Below are 20,009 nucleotides of genomic sequence, written 5' to 3' on the forward strand. Positions count from 1 at the left end.
ATATATAATGAACTTTAGGAGGATACCATGGAGAAGTTAGAAATAATAACTTTGGCCGATGACTTGGCCGCAAATCAAGAAAGTATTTTAAATAAAGAAACAGATTTTGATGCCGAGGCAGTTTATCGTGTAATTGATAATTTGCACGTTTTGCATAAGCCAATAAAAGAATACTTCGGCATGACTCAAGAACAATACTACGACACTGAAAGTGATCATAAACTGACTTTAATTAAGTTATCAGAGCAATTAACCGATTTGCAGGATCGGATTTTAACTAACCATGTTGATGGTTTTGTTGATAAAAATGAAATTAATTTAACTTATAATCATGAAAATCCCTATGAGGATGGTTTTTACAATAACTTGGTAGATTTTCATGTCGTTAGTTACAGTTTAAAAGTAATTGGAGCCGTTGAAGAAGTAGCGCCAAAAACATTACAAGGGGTTTTGTCTAAAGATGCACTTCTGTCAATTGGTTTAGCGGCACACGCTTTAGAAAAAAGTTTATAATTTTAGAGCTGAATGTGTGTTCAGCTCTTTTTCTTTCTGCTTGAGGCAAAATATGGGTGTTTTAAAGTATACTAAAGGATTAGCTGATAAGATAAACGGGGCTAGGTTACGTTCTTTATTTAAGAAAAAAGATGCACAGCTTGATCCTATGCAAAATTATTTAACTGTGGGAGAGTATCATGTTGATGGTGAACAGGGTACACCTAATGATCAGCCGTATACTCTGACAGTTTACCAAGATGAAGAAAAAATTTTGCATCAAGCTCTCAGCTTGGAAAGTACGGATAAATTAGAACCTGAATATGTCCGCAGGTTCAGTCCTGAACTGCAGCGCTACCGTGCCTTTGTCAGTCGCAAAACTGGCAGACGCTACGTTGTAGAAGAGTATTTGGATCGCTTTGTTGAAAGAGCCAAAGGCCACATTCGCACCGGAAAAAACTCTGTTAATGTCAGCGTTATTACTGATACCCATTATAAAGACCGTAACAGTATGGACTTTTATGGCTGGAACGGCTTAACTCACGTTAACGAATTTTCTTACCTTGACGACTCAGGATTGTTAAGTTTAAAAGTTCATTTGGGCGACTGGATTGATGGCTCTGATACCGGCTTTTTGGGCGAAAGTGAATTAACTAAGTTGCGTGATTCATTTGTTTCCGACAAAGTGCCTTATATGCTTATTAAGGGAAATCATGATGAAAATGACAAATTTGATGAACATCATGATTTAAGCGCCTCTTTTCCTGAAAATGAGTTTGAAGGGATTATGTGGCCTGCTTTGTATAAACAAAAAGGCATTCATTATATTACCCGGCAACATGGAGTTTCTTATTATGATGTGGACGATTTGCGTTTTATTTCCGTTAATACGTCTGATTTGCCTTACTATTTGGATGCACAAGGCAGAAAAAAATATGATGTGAAACTTACTTTGGCTGTGAGAGAAGATCAAATTGAAGAAATCATTGAAATACTGGAGCAGTCCTCAAATAAGCAAATTATCTTTATGAGTCATGCTAATCCGATTAATCGTAAGGGTTCAAATGCTTTAAAGTATAATGGCCGTTCTCTGCACGAGCTACTAGTTGCTTTTAATCAGGGTGAAAAAGGGCAGATGCATTCCAGCCACGGAATTCCACCAGAATTTCGTTTAGCTAATGACTTTGATTTTACTAATGTGAAAAATGCGCGCATTATTGCCTACTTTTGCGGTCATAGACACAGGGAAGACCAATACCGCATTAACGGAATTCAGTATATCTTGTTTAACTGTTCGGCACTGATGGGTCCTAATCATGCTTTAACCACTAAATATAACAAGAATTGGAAAAGACAAATTGATCACCAAACCGAATTTGCGGGTTATATTGTGAATATTGACATACAGAGGCATTATATTCAGGCTTTTGGTTATGGTGCTGCCAGCAAACGCAGAATTTTTTATATTTAGTAAAGTCGCGACGGGCAATTTGGAATTTGCCCGGCTTTTAGCATATAATAGAAAAGTTAAATTAAAGACAAAAATATACAAAGTAACATAAATTAAGGGAAGATAAGCAATGTGCGGAATTGTTGCATTTTATAATCCAGAAATAAATGATAAACAAGCCGTTATCGGTAAAATGATGGCGGCAATTATGCATCGTGGTCCTGATTCAGATGGTTTTTATACCAACGATAAAGTTGCTTTAGGGTTTAGAAGATTATCAATCATTGATTTGCGTGGCGGCAGTCAACCAATTTACAACGAAGACAAAACAATGGCCATTATCTTCAATGGTGAAATCTACAACTTCCAGCCATTGAGGGATGAATTAATTGCTGCAGGTCATACTTTTACCACTAAGTCCGATACAGAAGTTCTTCTGCATGGCTTTGAAGAGTGGGGCATGGATGGCTTGCTCAAGCGTGTTCGTGGCATGTTTGCTTTTGCGATTTGGGATGACAATACCCAGACCTTATATGGTGCACGCGATTTCTTTGGCATTAAGCCACTTTATTACAGTGATGAGAATGGTCATTTAACGATAGGCTCAGAAATCAAAAGCTTTTTGGCAATGCCTGGTTTTAAAAGACGTTTAAACATTGAAGCTGTTAAACCATACTTGATGAACCAGTATAATGATTTGCATGAAACTTTTTTCAAGGGAATTTATAGATTTCCTGCCGGTCACTGGTTCGAATATAAAGATGGTGAAATGAAAATCCATCAGTACTGGGATGCAGAATATAAGGCCAATACTTTAAGCTTTGAAGAAACTGTCAACAAAATTGACGAAGATTTACACGAGTCAGTTAAATTGCACCATATTGCCGATGTCCCAGTTGGTGCCTTCTTATCAGAAGGCGTGGATTCAAGTTACATCACTAGTATATTAAATCCGGATGATGTCTTCTCAATTTCTTTTGATGATGCAACTTATGATGAAGCTTCAAAGGCCAAAGCCTTGGCTGATATCAAGGGCTGGCATTTCTTTTCTGATAAGGTTAAGGCAGATGAGGCCATGCATGACTTCCCGGAAATGCAGTACCACATGGATGAGCCGGATGCTAACCCGTCAATAATTCCATTATGGTATTTATGCAAGATGGCACGTAAACATGTGACAGTTGCTTTGTCTGGCGAAGGTGCGGATGAGTTGTTTGCCGGTTACGTTAACTACGGGATGCACACGCACAACAGCATTATTAAAGTGTTTACTTCCCAATGCAAAAAGTTGCCGAAGAAGACCAGGGTTAAACTGGCACATAGAATTAAAAAAATGCCGAACTTCCCAGGGAAAGTTCATTTGTACACCAACTTAGCTGAACCAAGTGAATTTTACGTTGGTCAATCAGTAATCTATGACATGGATTATCCGACTATCTTTACATCTGAAGATGCTAACAGTGTTTTAAAGCCATCTTATCGGAATAAATTAACTGTCAACGGGATTTATCAAAGTGACTTCAAAAAGGTAAAAGACCTCGACAATGTCCGGCAGATGCAGTACATTGACTTGCACCACTTTATGTTAAATGATATTGAACAAAAAGCGGATAAAATTTCTATGGCCCATTCCCTGGAGTTAAGGGTGCCATACCTTGATAAAAAGGTTGCAGAAAGAGCCAATTCAATTCCAACTGATTACTTGGTGAACAAGCATGACACTAAGTATGCTTTGCGCAAGGCTTCAGAAAAGGTTTTACCGGATGAATGGGCTAAACGACCAAAATTAGGCTTCCCAACCCCAATCAAAGAATGGTTGCAAGAACCCCGTTTTTATAAACAAGTGCGCGAATTATTCAGTGAAGACTTCGTACAAGACGTTTTTGAGCAGGATAAAATTTTGGCCCTGCTTGATGAAAACTACAAGGGTGACGGTTCCCATCGTCGACAAATTTGGACTATTTATACATTTTTGGTATGGTATAAATTATTCTTTGTTGATTATGAGGGCACAGTTGCCAAATACCAGCATGTTCAACCAGAAGTTGCCAGCTTGATTAAGCAGGGCAAGCTGGTTTAATGAGGAGAACAATTTATTAATGAAACGAAACTTTACGCCAATTTTACTTGGCAGTGACATTAATGTTTACGGCATGGCCCGATCGTTTAACGAGGCATACGGTATCAGCGTAAAGGCGCTGGCTGACAGTCAGCTGGCGGCAACACGTTATTCTAAAATTGTCAGTGTGGAGTTACATCATGGCTTCAGTGAAGATCCTACTTTTATTGAAGTTATGCGTGAGCAAATGAAAATTTACCAGAACCATGAAGAACCGGTAATTCTGATTTCGTGTGGAGACGGCTATTCTGAACTGCTTGCCAAACATAAGGCAGAACTGCAACAAGTTTTTGTTGTTCCCTATGTTGACTACGATTTATTACAAAAACTAATTTCAAAAGAAAACTTTTACCAGATAGCTGAAGAATGTGGTTTGCCATACCCTAAAACCAAGATTGTGACGCTGGCTGATTACAAGGCAGAAAATTATCTGGCACTTCCCTTTGGCTATCCTCTGGAACTCAAGCCGGAAGATCCTGTTTCCTGGCTTGATGTGCAGTTTGAAGGTCGTAAAAAAGCTTTTACCATTCATAATGAAACTGAATTGCGTGACATTGTCACCAAGATTTATGAAAATGGCTATCAAGAAGACTTGATTTTGCAGGATTTTATTCCCGGTGATGATTCCTACATGCGAGTATTAAACGCCTATGTTGATAAGGAACATCATATCAAGATGATGTGCATGGGTCACCCGTTGCTGGAGGATCCGACACCACAGTCAATTGGCAATTATATGGCAATTTTACCTGATTATGACGAAAAACTTTACGAGCAAGTTGAATCATTCTTGGAAAAAATCAATTATACGGGGATGGCCAACTTTGATATTAAGTATGATACGCGAGATGGTAAATATAAATTCTTTGAAATCAATCTGCGCCAAGGTCGTTCAAGCTTTTATGTAACACTTAATGGTTATAACTTAGCGAAATGGTATGTGGATGACTATGTTTATGACAGCTTAAACGATAAGGAGCCGGTTTACGGTAATAAATTAAAGTCAAAACATAAATTGTGGTTAGGCATACCTGTCAATGTGTTTAAGCAATACGCCGTTGATAATGAAGCAAAGAGAATGGCTGAGGAGCTAATTCATGAAGGACGTTATGGTACAACAGTCTTTTATGATCAGGACCGCAATTTTAAACGGTGGCTGCTGTTGAAGTATATGTTCCATAATTATAAAGGACGCTATCAAAAGTATTATCAAGAAAATAAGGGTCAATTCTTTTAGACCCTGCATTAATTAAATAGCAATAAAGATGATTGCAGCAAATTACTGGTGATCATCTTTTTTCTCTAAGAATAAAATTATTATTTTGTATGTAAAATATCAGTTCAGCTATTTTAAATGGGGGTGTTCTTTTTTAATACTTCTTGCTAAACTGGTAAATGGAAACTAAAAAAGAAAGGACTGAATAAATGAAACTTAAACATGGATCTCATGAAGAAACAGAAATTAAGTTACGCTGGCTTTTACTGGGGGAGCTGGCCACGTGGATCGGGTCGAGTTTTGTTTGGCCCTTGACTTCGGTTTATTTAAACAAGCAATTACACATCAGCCTTTCTGTAATAGGGGTTGTTTTATTTTGCAATTGTGCCAGCAATGTATTGGGTTCGCTTTTAGCTGGCCGCTTATATGACCGTCTGAACCCATACCCCTTAATTGTTACAGGATTAGGACTGGATGCTTTTGTTTTGTTCATGATGGCTTTTTTCCATGGCTGGCCGCAATATTGGTTTTGGCTTATTCTTACCGGTTGCATCAGTGGTTGGAATGGTACCTTAATTAACTCAATAGCAACAAGTTTGCGTAAATATTCAGGGCGTTATGTTTTTAATTTGATTTATTTTGCCCAAAATGTCGGTACTGTCACAGGAACGCTGCTGGTAGGATATCTTTACGACTTTTCAATTGAGTTCTTATTTATTTTAGCAGCTTCACTGTTTGCCATCGCCTGTGTTAATGCAGCAATTCATTATCGTCCGATCAATACTTTTCACCAAAAGCGCAAAAAGAACGGTATTAAAAAGGGCGTGAAGCAAAAAGTTGATCCTATGCCCAAATACAACGTGATGTTAATGGTCGGGTTTTTGGTTTCTTTGGCTGTGACATGGCTAATGTACATGAACTGGGAGTCAAACCTGTCGGTTTACATGGTTTCATTAGGAATACCTTTCCATTTGTATAGCTTGTTATGGACTTTAAATGGTGCCGTAATAGTCATTATTCAAGTGATTTTAGCCCGCTATCCTAACTTGTTTAAGAACTTGTTTCAGCAAATTATTTTTGGCACGCTCATGTTTGCCATTTCTTTTGGCACGTTGATTTTTGCCAAAGATTTTGCTCACTTTGCACTATCAATGTTTATTCTGACTTTGGGTGAAGCAACTGCTTTTCCAGCGGTTCCGGCATACATTAACGATTTATCTCCGGCAAACAGCAAGGGCAAATATCAGGGTGAAATTAATGTTGCCCGTGGTATTGGTCAGGCTTTTGGTCCCTTATTTGGCGGTATGATAATTGATCGTGCGGGTTACATTCCATTCTTTATTATTGCTGCCTGTGGCATTTTTCTGATGGTATTGCTCTTATTGCCCTTGCACGCAAAATTGCGTAAGCATATCACGCTTTATAAGTAATTTTGTAAAATTTTTTTAATGTTAAGGGTATAATTAGAATGATAATATTAATTTAGTCTATTTTTAATTTAGATAGAAAAGGGAGGACTCTCTGAATGAATAAAAACTTCGCAGTTCGAGGCGGTAGTGGTAATATCATCGAACCTAAGCTTGATGCACGCCCGCAGGACAACCTATACCTGGCTGTTAACTCAGAATGGATTGAAAAAACTAAAATTCCGGAAGATCGGTCACGAATGGCCTCGTTTGATGGTATTGATGTTGACGTTGAGAAGCATTTGATGCAGGACTTTGCGGATTTTGCTGCTGGAAAAAAAGAAGTACCAAATGTACCTGATTTTGATGAAGCCGTTAAGTTATACAAATTAGCTAGAGATTTCGATAAAAGAAACGCTGATGGAGCTGCACCAATTAAGTCAGACTTGGAACTTCTTGATGGTTTAAAAGATTTCTCTGACTTTAATTTAAATGCACCAGATTTAGTAACTTTTGTTGCAATTCCTTTTGGTCTTGATGTTGAGCCTGACATGAAGAACACCAAAGTTAATGCGTTGAATTTTGCAGGTCCTGGAACTTTCTTGCCTGACACTACGACTTATCAAACTCCTGATGCCCCTCAATTGTTAGATATTTTGCAAAAGCAATCAGTTAAGCTGTTAACCATGGCTGGTATTGATCAAGCAAAAGCAGAAAAATATGCAGAAGATGCTATTAAGTTTGATGCTAAACTATCTAAGATTGTTAAGTCTACAGAAGAATGGGCAGACTATCCAGCTACTTATAATCCAATGAAGATTGCCGATTTTGAGGCTAAATTCTCAGATTTCCAAATTTCTTATTTCCTGAAGGAAGTAATTGGTGAAGAACCTGACAGAATTATTGTGCAGGAACCACGCTACCTGGATCATATTAATGAGATCATCAATAAGGACAATTTTGCCGAAATCAAAGGCTGGATGCTGGTCAACTTTATTAATGATGTTGCCGATGTTTTGTCACAAGATTTTCGTGAAGCAGCGTTTCCATTTACTCAGGCTCTTAACGGTCAACCACAATTGTCAAGTGGTGAAAAACAAGCTTATCACATTGCAAATGGTTCATTTAGCGAAGTAGTTGGGGTTTATTACGGCCAAACCTACTTTGGTGAAGATGCCAAAAAAGACGTTGAAGACATGATTCACCGTATGCTTGATGTTTACAAAGAACGCCTGCAGAATAACGATTGGCTTTCTGAGCAAACTAAGAAACGCGCAATCATTAAACTCGATGCTTTGGTTTTAAAGATTGGTTATCCAGATAAAATTGAAGAGATCTATAATCGTTTAAAGGTTATTCCAGCTAGTCAAGGTGGCAGTCTTTATTCTAATGAACGGGCTTTTGCTATTGCAGAGCAAAAGTACAATTTTGAACAGTTGCACAAAGAGGTTGACAGAACTGTCTGGGCAATGCCTGGTAACTTAGTTAACGCCTGTTATGATCCGCAAAGAAACGATTTGACTTTCCCTGCAGCCATTTTGCAGAAGCCATTTTATGATTTGAAGCAAGACAGAGCTGCCAACTTTGGTGGCATCGGTTCCGTAATTGCTCATGAAGTTTCCCATGCCTTTGATAACAATGGTGCACAGTTTGATGAATTAGGCAATATGACTAATTGGTGGACTGATGAGGATTATGCTGAGTTTAAGAAACGGACACAAGCCGAAATTGATTTGTTTGACGGTATCGAATATGGACCAGTTAAACTCAATGGTAAGCAAATAGTTTCTGAGAATATTGCTGATCAGGGTGGTTTAACTGCTGCTGTTGAAGCTGCCAAGAATGAAAATGATGATTTGAAGAAACTGTTTGAAAACTTTGCACGCATTTGGGCTAATAAACAATTGACTGAATCAATTAAGAGTCAAACTGCTGTTGATGTTCATGCTCCTGGTCCATTACGTGCCAACGTTCAAAGCCAATGTCAAGATGACTTTTACAAAGTCTTCGATGTTAAGCCTGAAGATGGCATGTGGCTTGACCCAGAGAAACGAGTACATATTTGGTAATTAATATTAAAAATAAAAACATTGTTCCAATCAGAACAATGTTTTTTTTGTTAACTTAATTATAGAGCCAGAAAAATCTCTTTAACTAAAAATAGCACCTGTAAAATTAATTCACAGATGCTATTTTATATTATTCAGTTTCTTTATTCTTTAAGTTGGAATAGTCACGTGGTGCAACCCGCTTAATATGCAAGTTATGTCTTGGTTTACCTAAAATGAGAGGTACTTCCTCGACCACAGTGTCTGTGTATTCCAATCCAAACCATGAAGCTGGATTAGAAGACAGGTTTTGTAACCAAACTCGTGCCTTTAGCATAACTTTTTCAAAGCCTTTAAGTCTGGTTAAAGGACTGACGACTTCATTAACAATTACAAATGAGAAGTCACCCACTTTACGACCGGGAGTTGTAGTGTACTCCTGCGGTTGTGCCTCGATAGTACCATCTTTAATTAAATCATGGACAATTTGGCGCAGATAAACATTAACACTGGTTTGTTTCTTGAACCCAAGATATAGCTGCACGTTAATGACATTCTTAGTGCCAAAAGTATTAACAGCATATCTGGCTGTGAAAGGTTCATTGGTAATGTTGACAGTTACAAACCAATAGGCCTGAGCACGCTTAGGTCTTTTATCCAAGATGGAGTACATGATTTCACGTTTGACAAACTTATTATATTTAACTTTTGCCATATAAACTAAGTTAGTAGCGTATGTGGGATAATCATCATCATGGCTTAGATCCGTCAGCATATCAGTGTATTCGTCCAAACGAACGTAGGTATGAGCACCTTCATGCTTGTCACGCACTTTATTGCCAAAGTACCAGATGAACATAATGACGCCAATGAAACCGGCAATTAAAACAGTGACGTAACCACCATGCATAAACTTGGTCAAACTGGAAATCAAGAACATGCCTTCAATAAAGCCAAAGGCTAGTAAAAAGCAAAGGCGTAAAATTAATGGGTGATGCTTTGAACCTAAGTATTCAAAGAGCAGCAATGTCGTCATTAACATTGTGACTGTGATTGACAATCCGTAAGCTGCTTCCATATGTTCTGAAGTCCGGAAAAAAATCACGATAGCGATAGTTGCCACGCAAATCATTTTGTTTACGGAAGGAATGTAAATTTGTCCATGCTTAGTAGTAGGATAATTAATATTCATCCGTGGTAAAAATTTCAGACCACTTGCTTCAGATACTAATGTAAATGAACCGGTAATCAGTGCCTGAGATGCAATAATTGCGGCAACCGTAGCCAAAATGATGGCAAAAAGTCGTAAATCTCCTGGTACAGCTTCAAAGAATGGATTCAGTTCACCACCGTTTGTTTGGTAATGTGGATTTTGCAGAATCCAAACACCTTGGCCCAGATAGTTTAAAGATAAGCAGAGAAAAACATAAGGCCATGATCCGCGAATATTGCCTTTACCAACATGACCGACATCAGAATAGAGTGCTTCTGCACCGGTAGTGGCCAGAAAGATTGAACCTAAAATGAAGATGCCGGCCTTGTTAGATGGACTAAAAAGAATTTTAACAGCCCAAACAGGATTCAGTGCTTCTAAAATTGACCAGTCATTAGCCATATTATAGAGACCAATAACGCCTAAAAACGTAAACCAGACAAACATTATAGGACCAAATGCTTTACCAATGCTGCTGGTGCCAAGCATTTGAATTGAAAAAAGTACCAGCAGGATAGCGATCGTAATAATGATGACGGCATTCTGATTAGGAACGGGAACGTGGGAACCAAAGTGCATGTTCTTCAGTCCCTCGATTGAGGTTGTGACAGTTACGGCGGGCGTCAATGTCCCATCAGCTAAGAGGGCAGCCCCACCGATCAGTGCTGGCATGACCAGCCATTTGGCTCGTTTACGTACCAAAGCATATAATGCAAAAATACCACCTTCACCACGGTTGGTAGCTCTGAGCGCAATCATAACGTATTTAACGGTGGTAAGTAATGTTACTGTCCAGAAAATTAGTGAAATTGATCCTAAAATCAGATCACGATCAACATTGGCAATCCCACCGTTACCCGTAACAATTGACTTCATTACATAGAGCGGACTAGTTCCGATATCACCATAAACGATACCGATGGTAATTAACAGACCGGCGGCCGAAATCCGCTTCTTCTTTTTATCCATAGTAATTATGTGCTCCCATAGACAATATTGAAATATTCATTTTTAAGTAAAAGAGAATGTCAATGTGGCATTCTCATTCAAGTATCTATTTTGTTCTTTTTTTTGCTTTAGTACAAGTAAATTATGATAAAGAAGTTGAAATTTTACTGCGACGCTCTTCGTACCAGTTATTCCAGTCTTTATATGATGTCATTTTTTCTGCATCAACACCATCTTTAGCAGCAATTTCGTCAATTATGCTTTGGAAATTCTGAGCATGATACTGCAAAACATGTTTAACCAATTCTTTGCGAGTGAATTTAATGTTATTAAGCAGATAGTGGTTGATGTCAACCATGTTGGAATTAGTATCATATAAGTTCATGATTTCCAAATCGCGTTGGTTAAACTGAGCAATGTAAAAGTCAGCGAAAACTTTAAGGTAATCGGGTTGCTCTTTAAACTCTTCTTCTGGCATCGTAGTCCATTCAGCGTCAGGCATCACAACCTTGATTTCTTCTTCTTTATTCTTTTTTTCTTGTTCTTTTTCGTTATCTTTTTCTTTGCTATTATTTTCTTTTTCAGTCAAAGCAGACACTCCTTTAATAAAAATAGGAAACGTGAAAGTCAATAGTCATTTTACAGAGTTTAGGCTATAAAAGCAACTATTGAAGCAATTTAACCTCTTATATATGGTAGTTTTTAATTATATTAATAAAATTATAGCATTTTGCGCAACTGCAATAAAATAGATAAACCGGCTAAATAAAAACCGTCCCATGTAGTAATCGGGACGGTTCAGTATATTGAGTTTAGCTTATTACTGTTTGTTACGGTTTAAGATAGTTTTGAATATCTTGCTTGGTAATTTTGCTTGGCTTAGTTCGACCAGACTTTCTGTAAAGATCGATCAAATCTTGCGGGCTCCAAGACATTGAATCATAGCCAAACTTGCCTACACGTTTACGTAGTTGTGCTATTTGCTTATTAGTAACTGTTTTACCATGTACCTTGTGGTTGCCCATAGAACCTTCACCGGTTTTACCGGCATTGCCAGTATCTGGTCCTTTGCCTGAAATTGAATTGTAGCTTTGACTTGAAGAACCATTATTATTTTCTTTAGCAGCTTTTTGATTATTTGCTAATCCGTTTTCGGCCTTCTTCTTGTACTGACTGTAATATTGTTCATCAATATAAGGCAGATCCAGCACTTTTTGGTATTGGTCAGCTGCTTTAAGATATTGCTTAGCTAATTCTGCTTGGGATGCAGCGAGGAAGATTGGTTGAATTTCATGTTCATAATTATCCTGAACATCTTCGATAGTAGTCTTTAATTTTTTACCTTGTTTTACTAGGACTGCATAGCCGTTTTTTCTTTGAATTACATTGGCAGTTTCATTTAACGCATCATTATATTTGCCTTTTTTAGTTGCGCTAATTGCGGAAGCCATATTGTCCGACTGGTTTTTATAAGCTTTAGCCTGGTCAGTTTTCTTGATACTGAAAGCTTTGGCAAATGCAGAGCTTGCTTCTGAATAGTCCTTATCAGCAACCGCATTTTTACCAGTAGTCATTGCACTATTATAGGAAGCTTCAACTTTATCATTATTGGATTTTTGTGTTGCATAAAAAATGCCACCACCAATAGCGATAATTACTACTGCTACAATCGTACCAATTGTCGTTTTTTTCATAATAGGAATTTATCCTCCTTACTAATACTTAGTTTAATTATAGATGGTTTAAGCAGATTTGACTACTCAATGGTGTTTTTTCACCTTTACGTGACCATTTTTTAAGAAAAAATGTTACATTTTGCCGCCCGTTTTCGTTAGTAATAGTGTAAGACATCTGGCGCGCGGGTTGATTACACTATTAAGAAAAGGAAGAAAAAATAATATGAATTTTGCATTATTAGAACAATCAGTCCAATACACATTTTTAAATTCTAAATACAGCAAAGACGGTACTAAATCACGAATTCTAAAGAACGTTAAAGAGGGAGCAACAGCTGGCAGTTTGGCTAAAGTAGGTGCAGCTTTAGCACAATTGCAGGGTGATGATCTAGGTGCAGCGACTTTAATTCAAAGACAGGGTATTCCTATTGGTGATGAATAACAAAATTTCGCAACTAAAAATGATTAAGACAGGAGCAAATAATATGGTAACTAAGACCAAAACTTTACAATTAGTATTTTTAAACGGTGCAAACAAAAAGGTTAATTTGTCTTTACCGGATGCTGCCACAAATTTGGCAGGCACAGAGGTAAAGAATGCAATGGAAATAATAGCAAATGCAAAAGCATTTGCGCAAGAAGGGGTGGATCTGTATAAAACTCCACAATCTGCTTCATATGTTGAACGAACTGTTACTAGTTTGTTCGATAATACTCAGGGTCAGTCAATATAACCTGCAGTTTTTGGAGACGATTAAAGAAACGATAATTAAAATCAAACAGTTTTTTAGGCAAAAATAATCAGTACAGATAGGAAATCACGTCAAGGCAAGTTTGGCGTGATTTTTACTTTATTCCGAATTATTTTGTTATTATTTTGTAAAATTTAATTGGAAATAAAATAACTTTTTTAGTGCAGAAAAACATTGAATGTATTGCTGTTAAGGGCTTTGTTAATTCTGGTAAAATTAAAAGTGGCTTGCAAAGCTGTAAGCGTTTATTACAAAAGTATGTTAAATAACTACATGTCTTGCAATTTAAGCAAAAGGTAGGTACAATAAGAAATGTGGTAAGTAATAGCTATGCTTCAGGTTCGAAGCCTGTACGCATGCGCGTTCTTCAGCTCGAAAGCTACCTCATAAGAGTTATAAACTTATGAATTCGGCTTGAAGGGTGTTGTAACAATGTAGGCTCATTACGACTGAACCTATAGCCTATTACTATTTTGTATATACACAAGGAGGAAAGACCACATGAAGAAAAATTTAAGAATTGTTAGTGCTGCTGCAGCTGCTTTATTAGCTGTTGCTCCAGTCGCTGCAACCGGCGTATCAACAGTATTTGCTGATACTAATGTTACTGTTGTTGGTGGAACCACTAATAATAGTTCTACTACAGCAGCTTTTAAGCTTAGTGTTACTAACCCATTGAGTTTGACAGACGGTGATCCAGCATCTAAGTTAACTGTTTCATTAGCAAACCCAACATTACCAGCTGGCGCTGCTGTATCTACTTCATCAGCTAAGGTATTTACAAGTACACAATTGACTGGTGTTAATACAACAGATGGTACACCAGCATTTGCAGCTGGTGTTGATGACAGTAAGAACGCTAATAATCTTTCTGTTAAAGAAACTTATCGCGCTCTTGTATATGTAACTATTACTGGCTTAAAGGCTGAAACTGATTATACACTTAAGTCTGGCAATACTGAATATACCAGGAAGTCAGATAAATCAGGTGTTATTTCTAATGCTCCTGTAGTAAGTGATACATTTAATCTTGCTAACACAGCCCTTACTGGTGCTCCTTATGTTAAGGACATAACTACTGGTAGAGCTGTAGATGCTGGATCTGTTGATGTTTCATCAAACAGCTACAGCGTTTTAGGAGTTACTCAAGCTATTGAGAATAAGTACACTCTTGGCGTTACTACTACTAATGGTACTACACCAGCAACAGCTCACTTTACTGACGTAAAGAAGGACGTTCGTGACGCTCTTAAAGCTGTTGGTGTAACTACTAAGAATGATGCTAACGAGAGCTTTGACAAACCTGCAGCTTCATTCCCAGTTACTTTACACTTCTATGCTACAAATGGTAAGACTGGCACTTTCTTGGTAACAGTAAATCCTAACCCAACTGAGGGTGACGATTCATTCCCAGCAATGACACTTACTGACTACAACGGTAACAAATCATTTAATGGTACTAAGAACATTGATGTGCTTCCAGACAGCGTTAAATTCAACTACGTTCCTGTTAACGGTACTGTAGACACTGATGCTATTGCTAAAGCATTTGCAACAACTGTAAGTTCTACTGACAAGACTCCAATGACACCTACTGTTGATGTAAGTAAAGTTAACACTAAGGTTGCTGGTAAATACCCAGTTACTGTAAGTGCAACTAACGCTGAAGGTAAGACTACTAAGGCTGTATTCTACTTGACTGTTGGTGTAAAGGGTGCAGAATACAAGACTGTTCAATCTGATGGTGATGTTCCAGTTTACAAGATTGAAGGTAACACTGTAACTGATTCTAAGACTACTGTTAAGAATGGTGACATCATTGCTACATTTGGTGACCCAATCAAGGTTGGCGACAAGTCATACACTCGTGTTAACAGCTCAGATTCAAACCTTTACGTAGAAAGTAAATATGTTGATGGTTCATACCAACCAGCAGCTAAAGAAACTAAGAAGGTTATGCACAATGCATACATCTACGACAAGGATCACAAGCGTGTTGGTACTAAGACATTAGCTGCTTACACTACAGTTGATGTATTTGGTAAAGCATCTAAACTTGCTGATGGTAGCTTAGTTTACAGAATTGGTGACAACCAATACGTAATGGCTGACAACATTGATGGTACTTCACGTACATTAAGCCACAACGCTTATGTATATAAGACCAGCAAGAAGCGTGCAAACAGAAAGGTATTGAAGGCTGGCTCACAAGTTACTACTTATGGTTCACCTTACACATTCAAGAATGGTAAGGCTTACTACAGAATTGGTGGACCTGCTAAGCAATACGTTAAGGTTGCAAACTTTGCTAAATAATTAGTCTTATAGCTAATTTAGAAACAGGAGCGATTATATCGCTCTTGTTTTTTTGTGCTTTTTTACCTTTGATTGATCTATGCAAGCGATAACATTTTCGATATAATAGTATTCGTCTACTTTAATTAAAGGAGAGGAATGAATTGTCAAAAAAAGAAAGTGATATCTGGAACCTGCCTAGTGGGCATAAATATCGTTTTTGGTCGCAAAAGCTTTTACGTCAGAGAATTGGCATAGATCAGGAAATAGATAAATACTTGGTTGAAGATGAATTTTATTGTGTAAATCCTGCAACTATTGCTTTATACCAGTTTCAGAAACAGCCACTTTTAGGCAAGTACAAAAGCGTAATTTTTGATTATAATTTGGGGATTGTTTTAAGCTGCCGTAGCACTCAAGCGCACCTAACGTCTTTTGCTCAGAATTGTCTATTGGCTGGGCTAGAATTTCAAAGGGAATTTTCGCGTAAGATTAATTTAGTTGGGCACAATGTGATTGCCACAGGTCGCCTAGCGTATTTTTCCTTGCGTAGCTACAATACTGGTAATATTGACTGGGTTGCTTTGCATAATATGGCAAGTTTTGAGTCACTGCGAAATAATGTAACTGCTTTTAAATCTGTAACCACTAATCGCTTTAGCTATATTTTTACATATGATAACTGCAGTCGTCACATTCCCCGTAAAGTAAGTGATAGTTTATTTTTTAATCACGCACTTTACCTCCTGGGTACAGTACATTTAAAAAGTAATTTGGGCTGGCGGGTCAAAAGTTCTGTCGGAGATTCTCTCATTGACCAATCTTCTTACTTTCATCCCCACCAATCTCTGGAAGAAATATCATTAAAAAAGGTAATGGCCGAATTATTAGATAAAAAGCATGCGCGATATGGCAATTATTTGGCTGATTATTATGAATTACCATTAATTTCTGATGCTCACAAAACTGCCTATTCAAACAGTAAACGTCCCGATACTCTATTTTAAGAAAATGCACGATCTTTACGAAGTTCGTGTATTTTTTTACTCTTTTTTTACCCGTAAATTTATTGCAACTATGATATATGAGACAAGCCTGAAGAAAATGAAAGTAAAAGTTAAATACTTGTTAATCTAGCAGTTAAAAACTTAATATTGTGTTTTTTAATTTTTAAGCAATCTTGCTAATCTATAAGAGCACAAGCGCTTGTGACATATTTGAAATAGAGGAATGTCACCAATGAAGATTAGTAGAGAAGCATTTATAACTGCCTGGCACAATCAAAAATTAGTCAGAGGCGCACTGAGGTCCGCCCACGTCAGAATGGACTATACTAATTACGAAGACTTTTTGCAAGAGGGTATAATAATTTACGCAGAAATGTTGACGAGGTTAACAGGCAGAAAAAGAACTGAAGTTGATCGCCTTAGTTTTCGCAAAATTATCTGGCATACTTTGGACTTATTGCGTAAGCAAAAACGGATAACTGAGCAAGAAATTGTTTTTGATTCCGCAGAGCAGGTTGGCTTGCTCGCTAACTGGAATAATCATTTGGCACTTGAAAAAGAGCTAGCGCAAATGACGCAGATAGAACTTATGTTGTTTTTTGATCATTTGCTCGGTGGTCAAACAATCAGTGCTTTAGCTGAAAAGACAGGTATCAATCGAGTGCAGCTGCAAAGATTAAAACGAGATCTTTTGTATCATTTACGGAAAGTCTTAGACAAATAAATTACTATTTGTAATATTAAAATCAGCAATATTACTTTTTGACTACAAATAAGCGGATTCTATTGTTAATACTTTAATTGCCCGATACAATAAAGATGTCGGTTAAGGAGGAAATTTTATTTATGAAAAAAAGACTAATCACTGGCTTTTCAGCGGCTATGCTTGGTGCATCGCTCTTGATGCCAGTTACCAACAACTTAATTGCCAATTCTCCAGCAAAAGCTGAGACAGTATCTGCAGCCAGCGCAGATGAAACAACCTTTTTAAATACTGCTGTTAAGCAGGCACAAAAAGTTTCTAAAAAATATGGGTTATACCCTTCAGTTATGATTGCACAGGCAATTGTGGAATCTAACTGGGGCAAATCCGGTCTGGCTGTTAATGCCAATAATTTATTCGGAATGAAGGCTGATGACAGCTGGCAAGGAGCAACCTATTCTTCTAAAACACGTGAAGAAGACAAAAATGGCAAGAGCTACTACGTGACAGCGAAGTTTAGGAAATACAATACTTATCAGGATTCATTTGATGATAATGGTCAAAAACTTCGCTTAGGTGTTACTTGGCAGCCAGAACGCTACAAAGGAGCATGGCTTGAAAATGCTGCTTCTTATGCAGATGCCACCAAGGCTTTAACTGGTACATACGCTACCGCCAATAATTACAACACTATTTTAAACACTAGGATAACAACTTCGAACTTAACGCAATACGATCCTAAGATTTCGAACACTAGTAAATCCTATGTTGTTAAAAAAGCAGGTGCCACTTATGCTTGGCCAACTGACCACTCAGTATCTGCCAAAACCGATTCAGTTGCTAAAGGTGATGCAGTTACTGTAACTAAGACTATTACTTTTTATAATGGCAAAAAGCGCTTGTATATTGCCGGTAAAGGCTGGGTTAACGATACTATTTTAAACATGGGCAGTGCTCTTCCACCGGCTTCTCAGGCTCCAAAGGGTGAGAAAAAAGTTAACAAGACCTTGATGCATAACGCTTATATTTACAATTCTAAAGGCAAACGCGTAAAAAAGGCCAAGGCAATTAAAGTAGGCAATACCGGCAAGGTGATTGCTACCTACGGCACTAAAACTATTAAGGGTAAAAAATATTATCGCATTGGTGAAAATCAATACATTGCCAGTGGCAATATCGACGGCACAATGAGACTGATCAAGAAAAATGCTTTTGTTTACAACGATTATGGCAATCGTGACAATAAAAAGGTGTTAAAGAAGGGTCAATCTGTCGCAACCTACGGTGGAGCAGTTTCAATATATGGACTTAAGTATTATCGGGTAGGTATTCACCAGTATGTTAAGAAAGGCAATTTCTAGACAAAGTTAAATTATAACAAGCAAAAATAAGGAATGAAAAAATTAGATGAAGATAAAGAAACTAATAACTACTGTGGCTATCGGAGTAGGTTTAGTTGCACCTATTTTTAACGTTAATCAGTCTCAGATGGTAGAGGCTGCCTCCATTAACTCAATTGCTAAACAAAACAGCTATGTTGGCGTTACTTTCTTACACAAAATGCTCCAAACGCAGAATATTAAGTATAATAAGTTTTACGCTCATGGGAATAAAATTAAGTACAGAAAAGGAAAGCCGGAGGGTATTGTTATTCATGAAACTGCAACTCCCGGGGCATCCGCATATAATGAGGCCATTTATTTTAACCGTGAATGGAAAAATATGTACTCCTATGTTCACGCTTTTGTAGATCACAAGCAGGTTATCCAAATGATGACTCCTAACTATGGTGTCTGGGGCGCTGGAGCAGTAGCCAACAACCGTTTTATTCAAATTGAACTTTGTCAAGAAACTAGCAGAAAGAAATTTGCTAAAAGTGTGAATAACGATGCCATTTATGCTGCTAAGTTGTTGCACCGATATAACATCAAGCCTTCTAATGCATCTAATACTGGTAAAGGGACAATCTGGTCCCATCATGCTGTATCGCGCTTTTTAGGGGGTACTAACCATACCGATCCTGACGGCTACTTCAAAAAATGGGGTTATTCAATGAATGACTTTTACTCACTTTTGAAGCACTATTACGATTTGCAGGCAGCAGAAACCGTTACTTCTACCGTTCCTGATGACAGCACGGTTACTGACGATTCGTCAAATCCAGCAAATACAACTGACCCAACTGATTCAACTGAATCCACGAATACTCCTGCAACTGATTCCGACCCTGTTTCTCAAGCACCGACTGGTAAGAAAACTTTGATGCATGATGCTTATACATATGATGCTCAAGGTAAACGTACTGATGCAGCATTAAAAACTGCCGGGACAGTGGTAACCGTGGCACAAGAAAAAATAATAAATGGTAAAAAATATCTCCAAGTTGGGGAAAATGAATACGTTGTAGCTAGCAATATTGTTGGTTCCAAGCGGGTGTTAACTCATAATGCTTATATTTACGATACTACCGGAATTCGTATTGGCACTACCAAGCTTTTGCAGGGCAAATCCGTTCGGACATATGGCGGCCGCGTCAATATTAATGGTAATAAGTACTATCCAATTGACACTAATCGCTTTGTTAAAGCAGCCAATTTTTAATTAAAGAAACAGGTCATGATAATTGTCGTGACCTGTTTTTATGTGCATGTGCAGCAGATTTTAATTTATTGAATACTTGCTGT

Annotated in this window: 16 protein-coding genes; 13 read left to right on the top strand and 3 right to left on the bottom strand. The window is 37.7% G+C overall.

Features of this window, described 5'->3' with window-relative positions:
- Window positions 1-27: 27 nt before the first annotated feature.
- The 6 genes from H3U49_RS03595 to H3U49_RS03620 all read left to right on the top strand — a co-directional run bounded on the left by H3U49_RS03595 (window position 28) and on the right by H3U49_RS03620 (window position 8,752).
- The gene (locus tag H3U49_RS03595; protein ID WP_198179750.1) at window positions 28-513 is read left to right on the top strand and encodes a hypothetical protein; all 486 of its coding nucleotides are present in this window, start codon (window positions 28-30) and stop codon (window positions 511-513) included.
- A gap of 52 nt (window positions 514-565) precedes the next feature.
- On the top strand, window positions 566-1,963 hold the full coding sequence (locus H3U49_RS03600; RefSeq protein ID WP_198179752.1) for a metallophosphoesterase: 1,398 nt from the start codon (window positions 566-568) through the stop codon (window positions 1,961-1,963).
- 109 nt (window positions 1,964-2,072) lie between these two features.
- Window positions 2,073-4,022 carry an asparagine synthase (glutamine-hydrolyzing) gene (asnB, locus tag H3U49_RS03605; protein ID WP_198179754.1) on the top strand — a complete coding sequence of 650 codons (1,950 nt, stop codon included), beginning with the start codon at window positions 2,073-2,075 and terminating at the stop codon, window positions 4,020-4,022.
- 19 nt (window positions 4,023-4,041) lie between these two features.
- Complete coding sequence (locus H3U49_RS03610; protein ID WP_198179756.1) at window positions 4,042-5,298, top strand: carboxylate--amine ligase; 1,257 nt, start codon at window positions 4,042-4,044, stop codon at window positions 5,296-5,298.
- A gap of 188 nt (window positions 5,299-5,486) precedes the next feature.
- Window positions 5,487-6,707: an MFS transporter gene (locus H3U49_RS03615; protein ID WP_198179758.1), complete on the top strand. Its 1,221-nt coding sequence runs from the start codon at window positions 5,487-5,489 to the stop codon at window positions 6,705-6,707.
- A gap of 95 nt (window positions 6,708-6,802) precedes the next feature.
- Window positions 6,803-8,752: a M13 family metallopeptidase gene (locus H3U49_RS03620; protein ID WP_198179759.1), complete on the top strand. Its 1,950-nt coding sequence runs from the start codon at window positions 6,803-6,805 to the stop codon at window positions 8,750-8,752.
- Between the two features lie 130 nt (window positions 8,753-8,882).
- Here H3U49_RS03620 and H3U49_RS03625 read toward each other — a convergent pair whose 3' ends face one another.
- The 3 genes from H3U49_RS03625 to H3U49_RS03635 form a co-directional block, all read right to left on the bottom strand.
- Window positions 8,883-10,913: a KUP/HAK/KT family potassium transporter gene (locus tag H3U49_RS03625; protein ID WP_198179760.1), complete on the bottom strand. Its 2,031-nt coding sequence runs from the start codon at window positions 10,911-10,913 to the stop codon at window positions 8,883-8,885.
- A 121-nt stretch (window positions 10,914-11,034) separates the two neighbouring features.
- A complete protein-coding gene (locus H3U49_RS03630) occupies window positions 11,035-11,481 on the bottom strand; it encodes a hypothetical protein (RefSeq protein ID WP_198179761.1) in 447 nt (148 codons plus the stop codon).
- Between the two features lie 241 nt (window positions 11,482-11,722).
- Window positions 11,723-12,586, bottom strand: a complete 864-nt coding sequence (locus tag H3U49_RS03635) for a hypothetical protein (RefSeq protein ID WP_198179762.1) — start codon at window positions 12,584-12,586, stop codon at window positions 11,723-11,725.
- Between the two features lie 205 nt (window positions 12,587-12,791).
- Between H3U49_RS03635 and H3U49_RS03640 the strand changes: the two genes are divergently transcribed.
- From H3U49_RS03640 to H3U49_RS03670, 7 genes are all read left to right on the top strand, one after another.
- Window positions 12,792-13,010, top strand: coding sequence for a DUF1659 domain-containing protein (locus H3U49_RS03640; protein ID WP_198179763.1), 219 nt, complete (start codon window positions 12,792-12,794; stop codon window positions 13,008-13,010).
- The gene (locus tag H3U49_RS03645; protein WP_232347630.1) at window positions 13,003-13,302 is read left to right on the top strand and encodes a DUF2922 domain-containing protein; all 300 of its coding nucleotides are present in this window, start codon (window positions 13,003-13,005) and stop codon (window positions 13,300-13,302) included. Before H3U49_RS03640 ends, H3U49_RS03645 begins: the two co-directional genes overlap by 8 nt.
- Before the next feature lie 519 nt (window positions 13,303-13,821).
- The gene (locus H3U49_RS03650) at window positions 13,822-15,636 is read left to right on the top strand and encodes an SLAP domain-containing protein (protein ID WP_198179766.1); all 1,815 of its coding nucleotides are present in this window, start codon (window positions 13,822-13,824) and stop codon (window positions 15,634-15,636) included.
- 143 nt (window positions 15,637-15,779) lie between these two features.
- Window positions 15,780-16,622 carry a hypothetical protein gene (locus tag H3U49_RS03655; protein ID WP_198179768.1) on the top strand — a complete coding sequence of 281 codons (843 nt, stop codon included), beginning with the start codon at window positions 15,780-15,782 and terminating at the stop codon, window positions 16,620-16,622.
- Window positions 16,623-16,854: 232 nt separating this feature from the next.
- Window positions 16,855-17,346, top strand: a complete 492-nt coding sequence (locus H3U49_RS03660; RefSeq protein WP_198179770.1) for a sigma-70 family RNA polymerase sigma factor — start codon at window positions 16,855-16,857, stop codon at window positions 17,344-17,346.
- Between the two features lie 122 nt (window positions 17,347-17,468).
- A complete protein-coding gene (locus tag H3U49_RS03665; RefSeq protein WP_198179772.1) occupies window positions 17,469-18,686 on the top strand; it encodes a glucosaminidase domain-containing protein in 1,218 nt (405 codons plus the stop codon).
- Between the two features lie 46 nt (window positions 18,687-18,732).
- Entirely contained in the window at window positions 18,733-19,926 is a 1,194-nt protein-coding gene (locus tag H3U49_RS03670) for an SLAP domain-containing protein (protein WP_198179774.1), read from the top strand.
- The last annotated feature ends 83 nt before the right edge of the window (window positions 19,927-20,009 follow it).

Origin of the sequence: Lactobacillus sp. W8174 (assembly GCF_016100975.1) — a bacterium.
In the GTDB taxonomy this organism is placed as follows: Bacteria; Bacillota; Bacilli; order Lactobacillales; family Lactobacillaceae; genus Lactobacillus; species Lactobacillus juensis.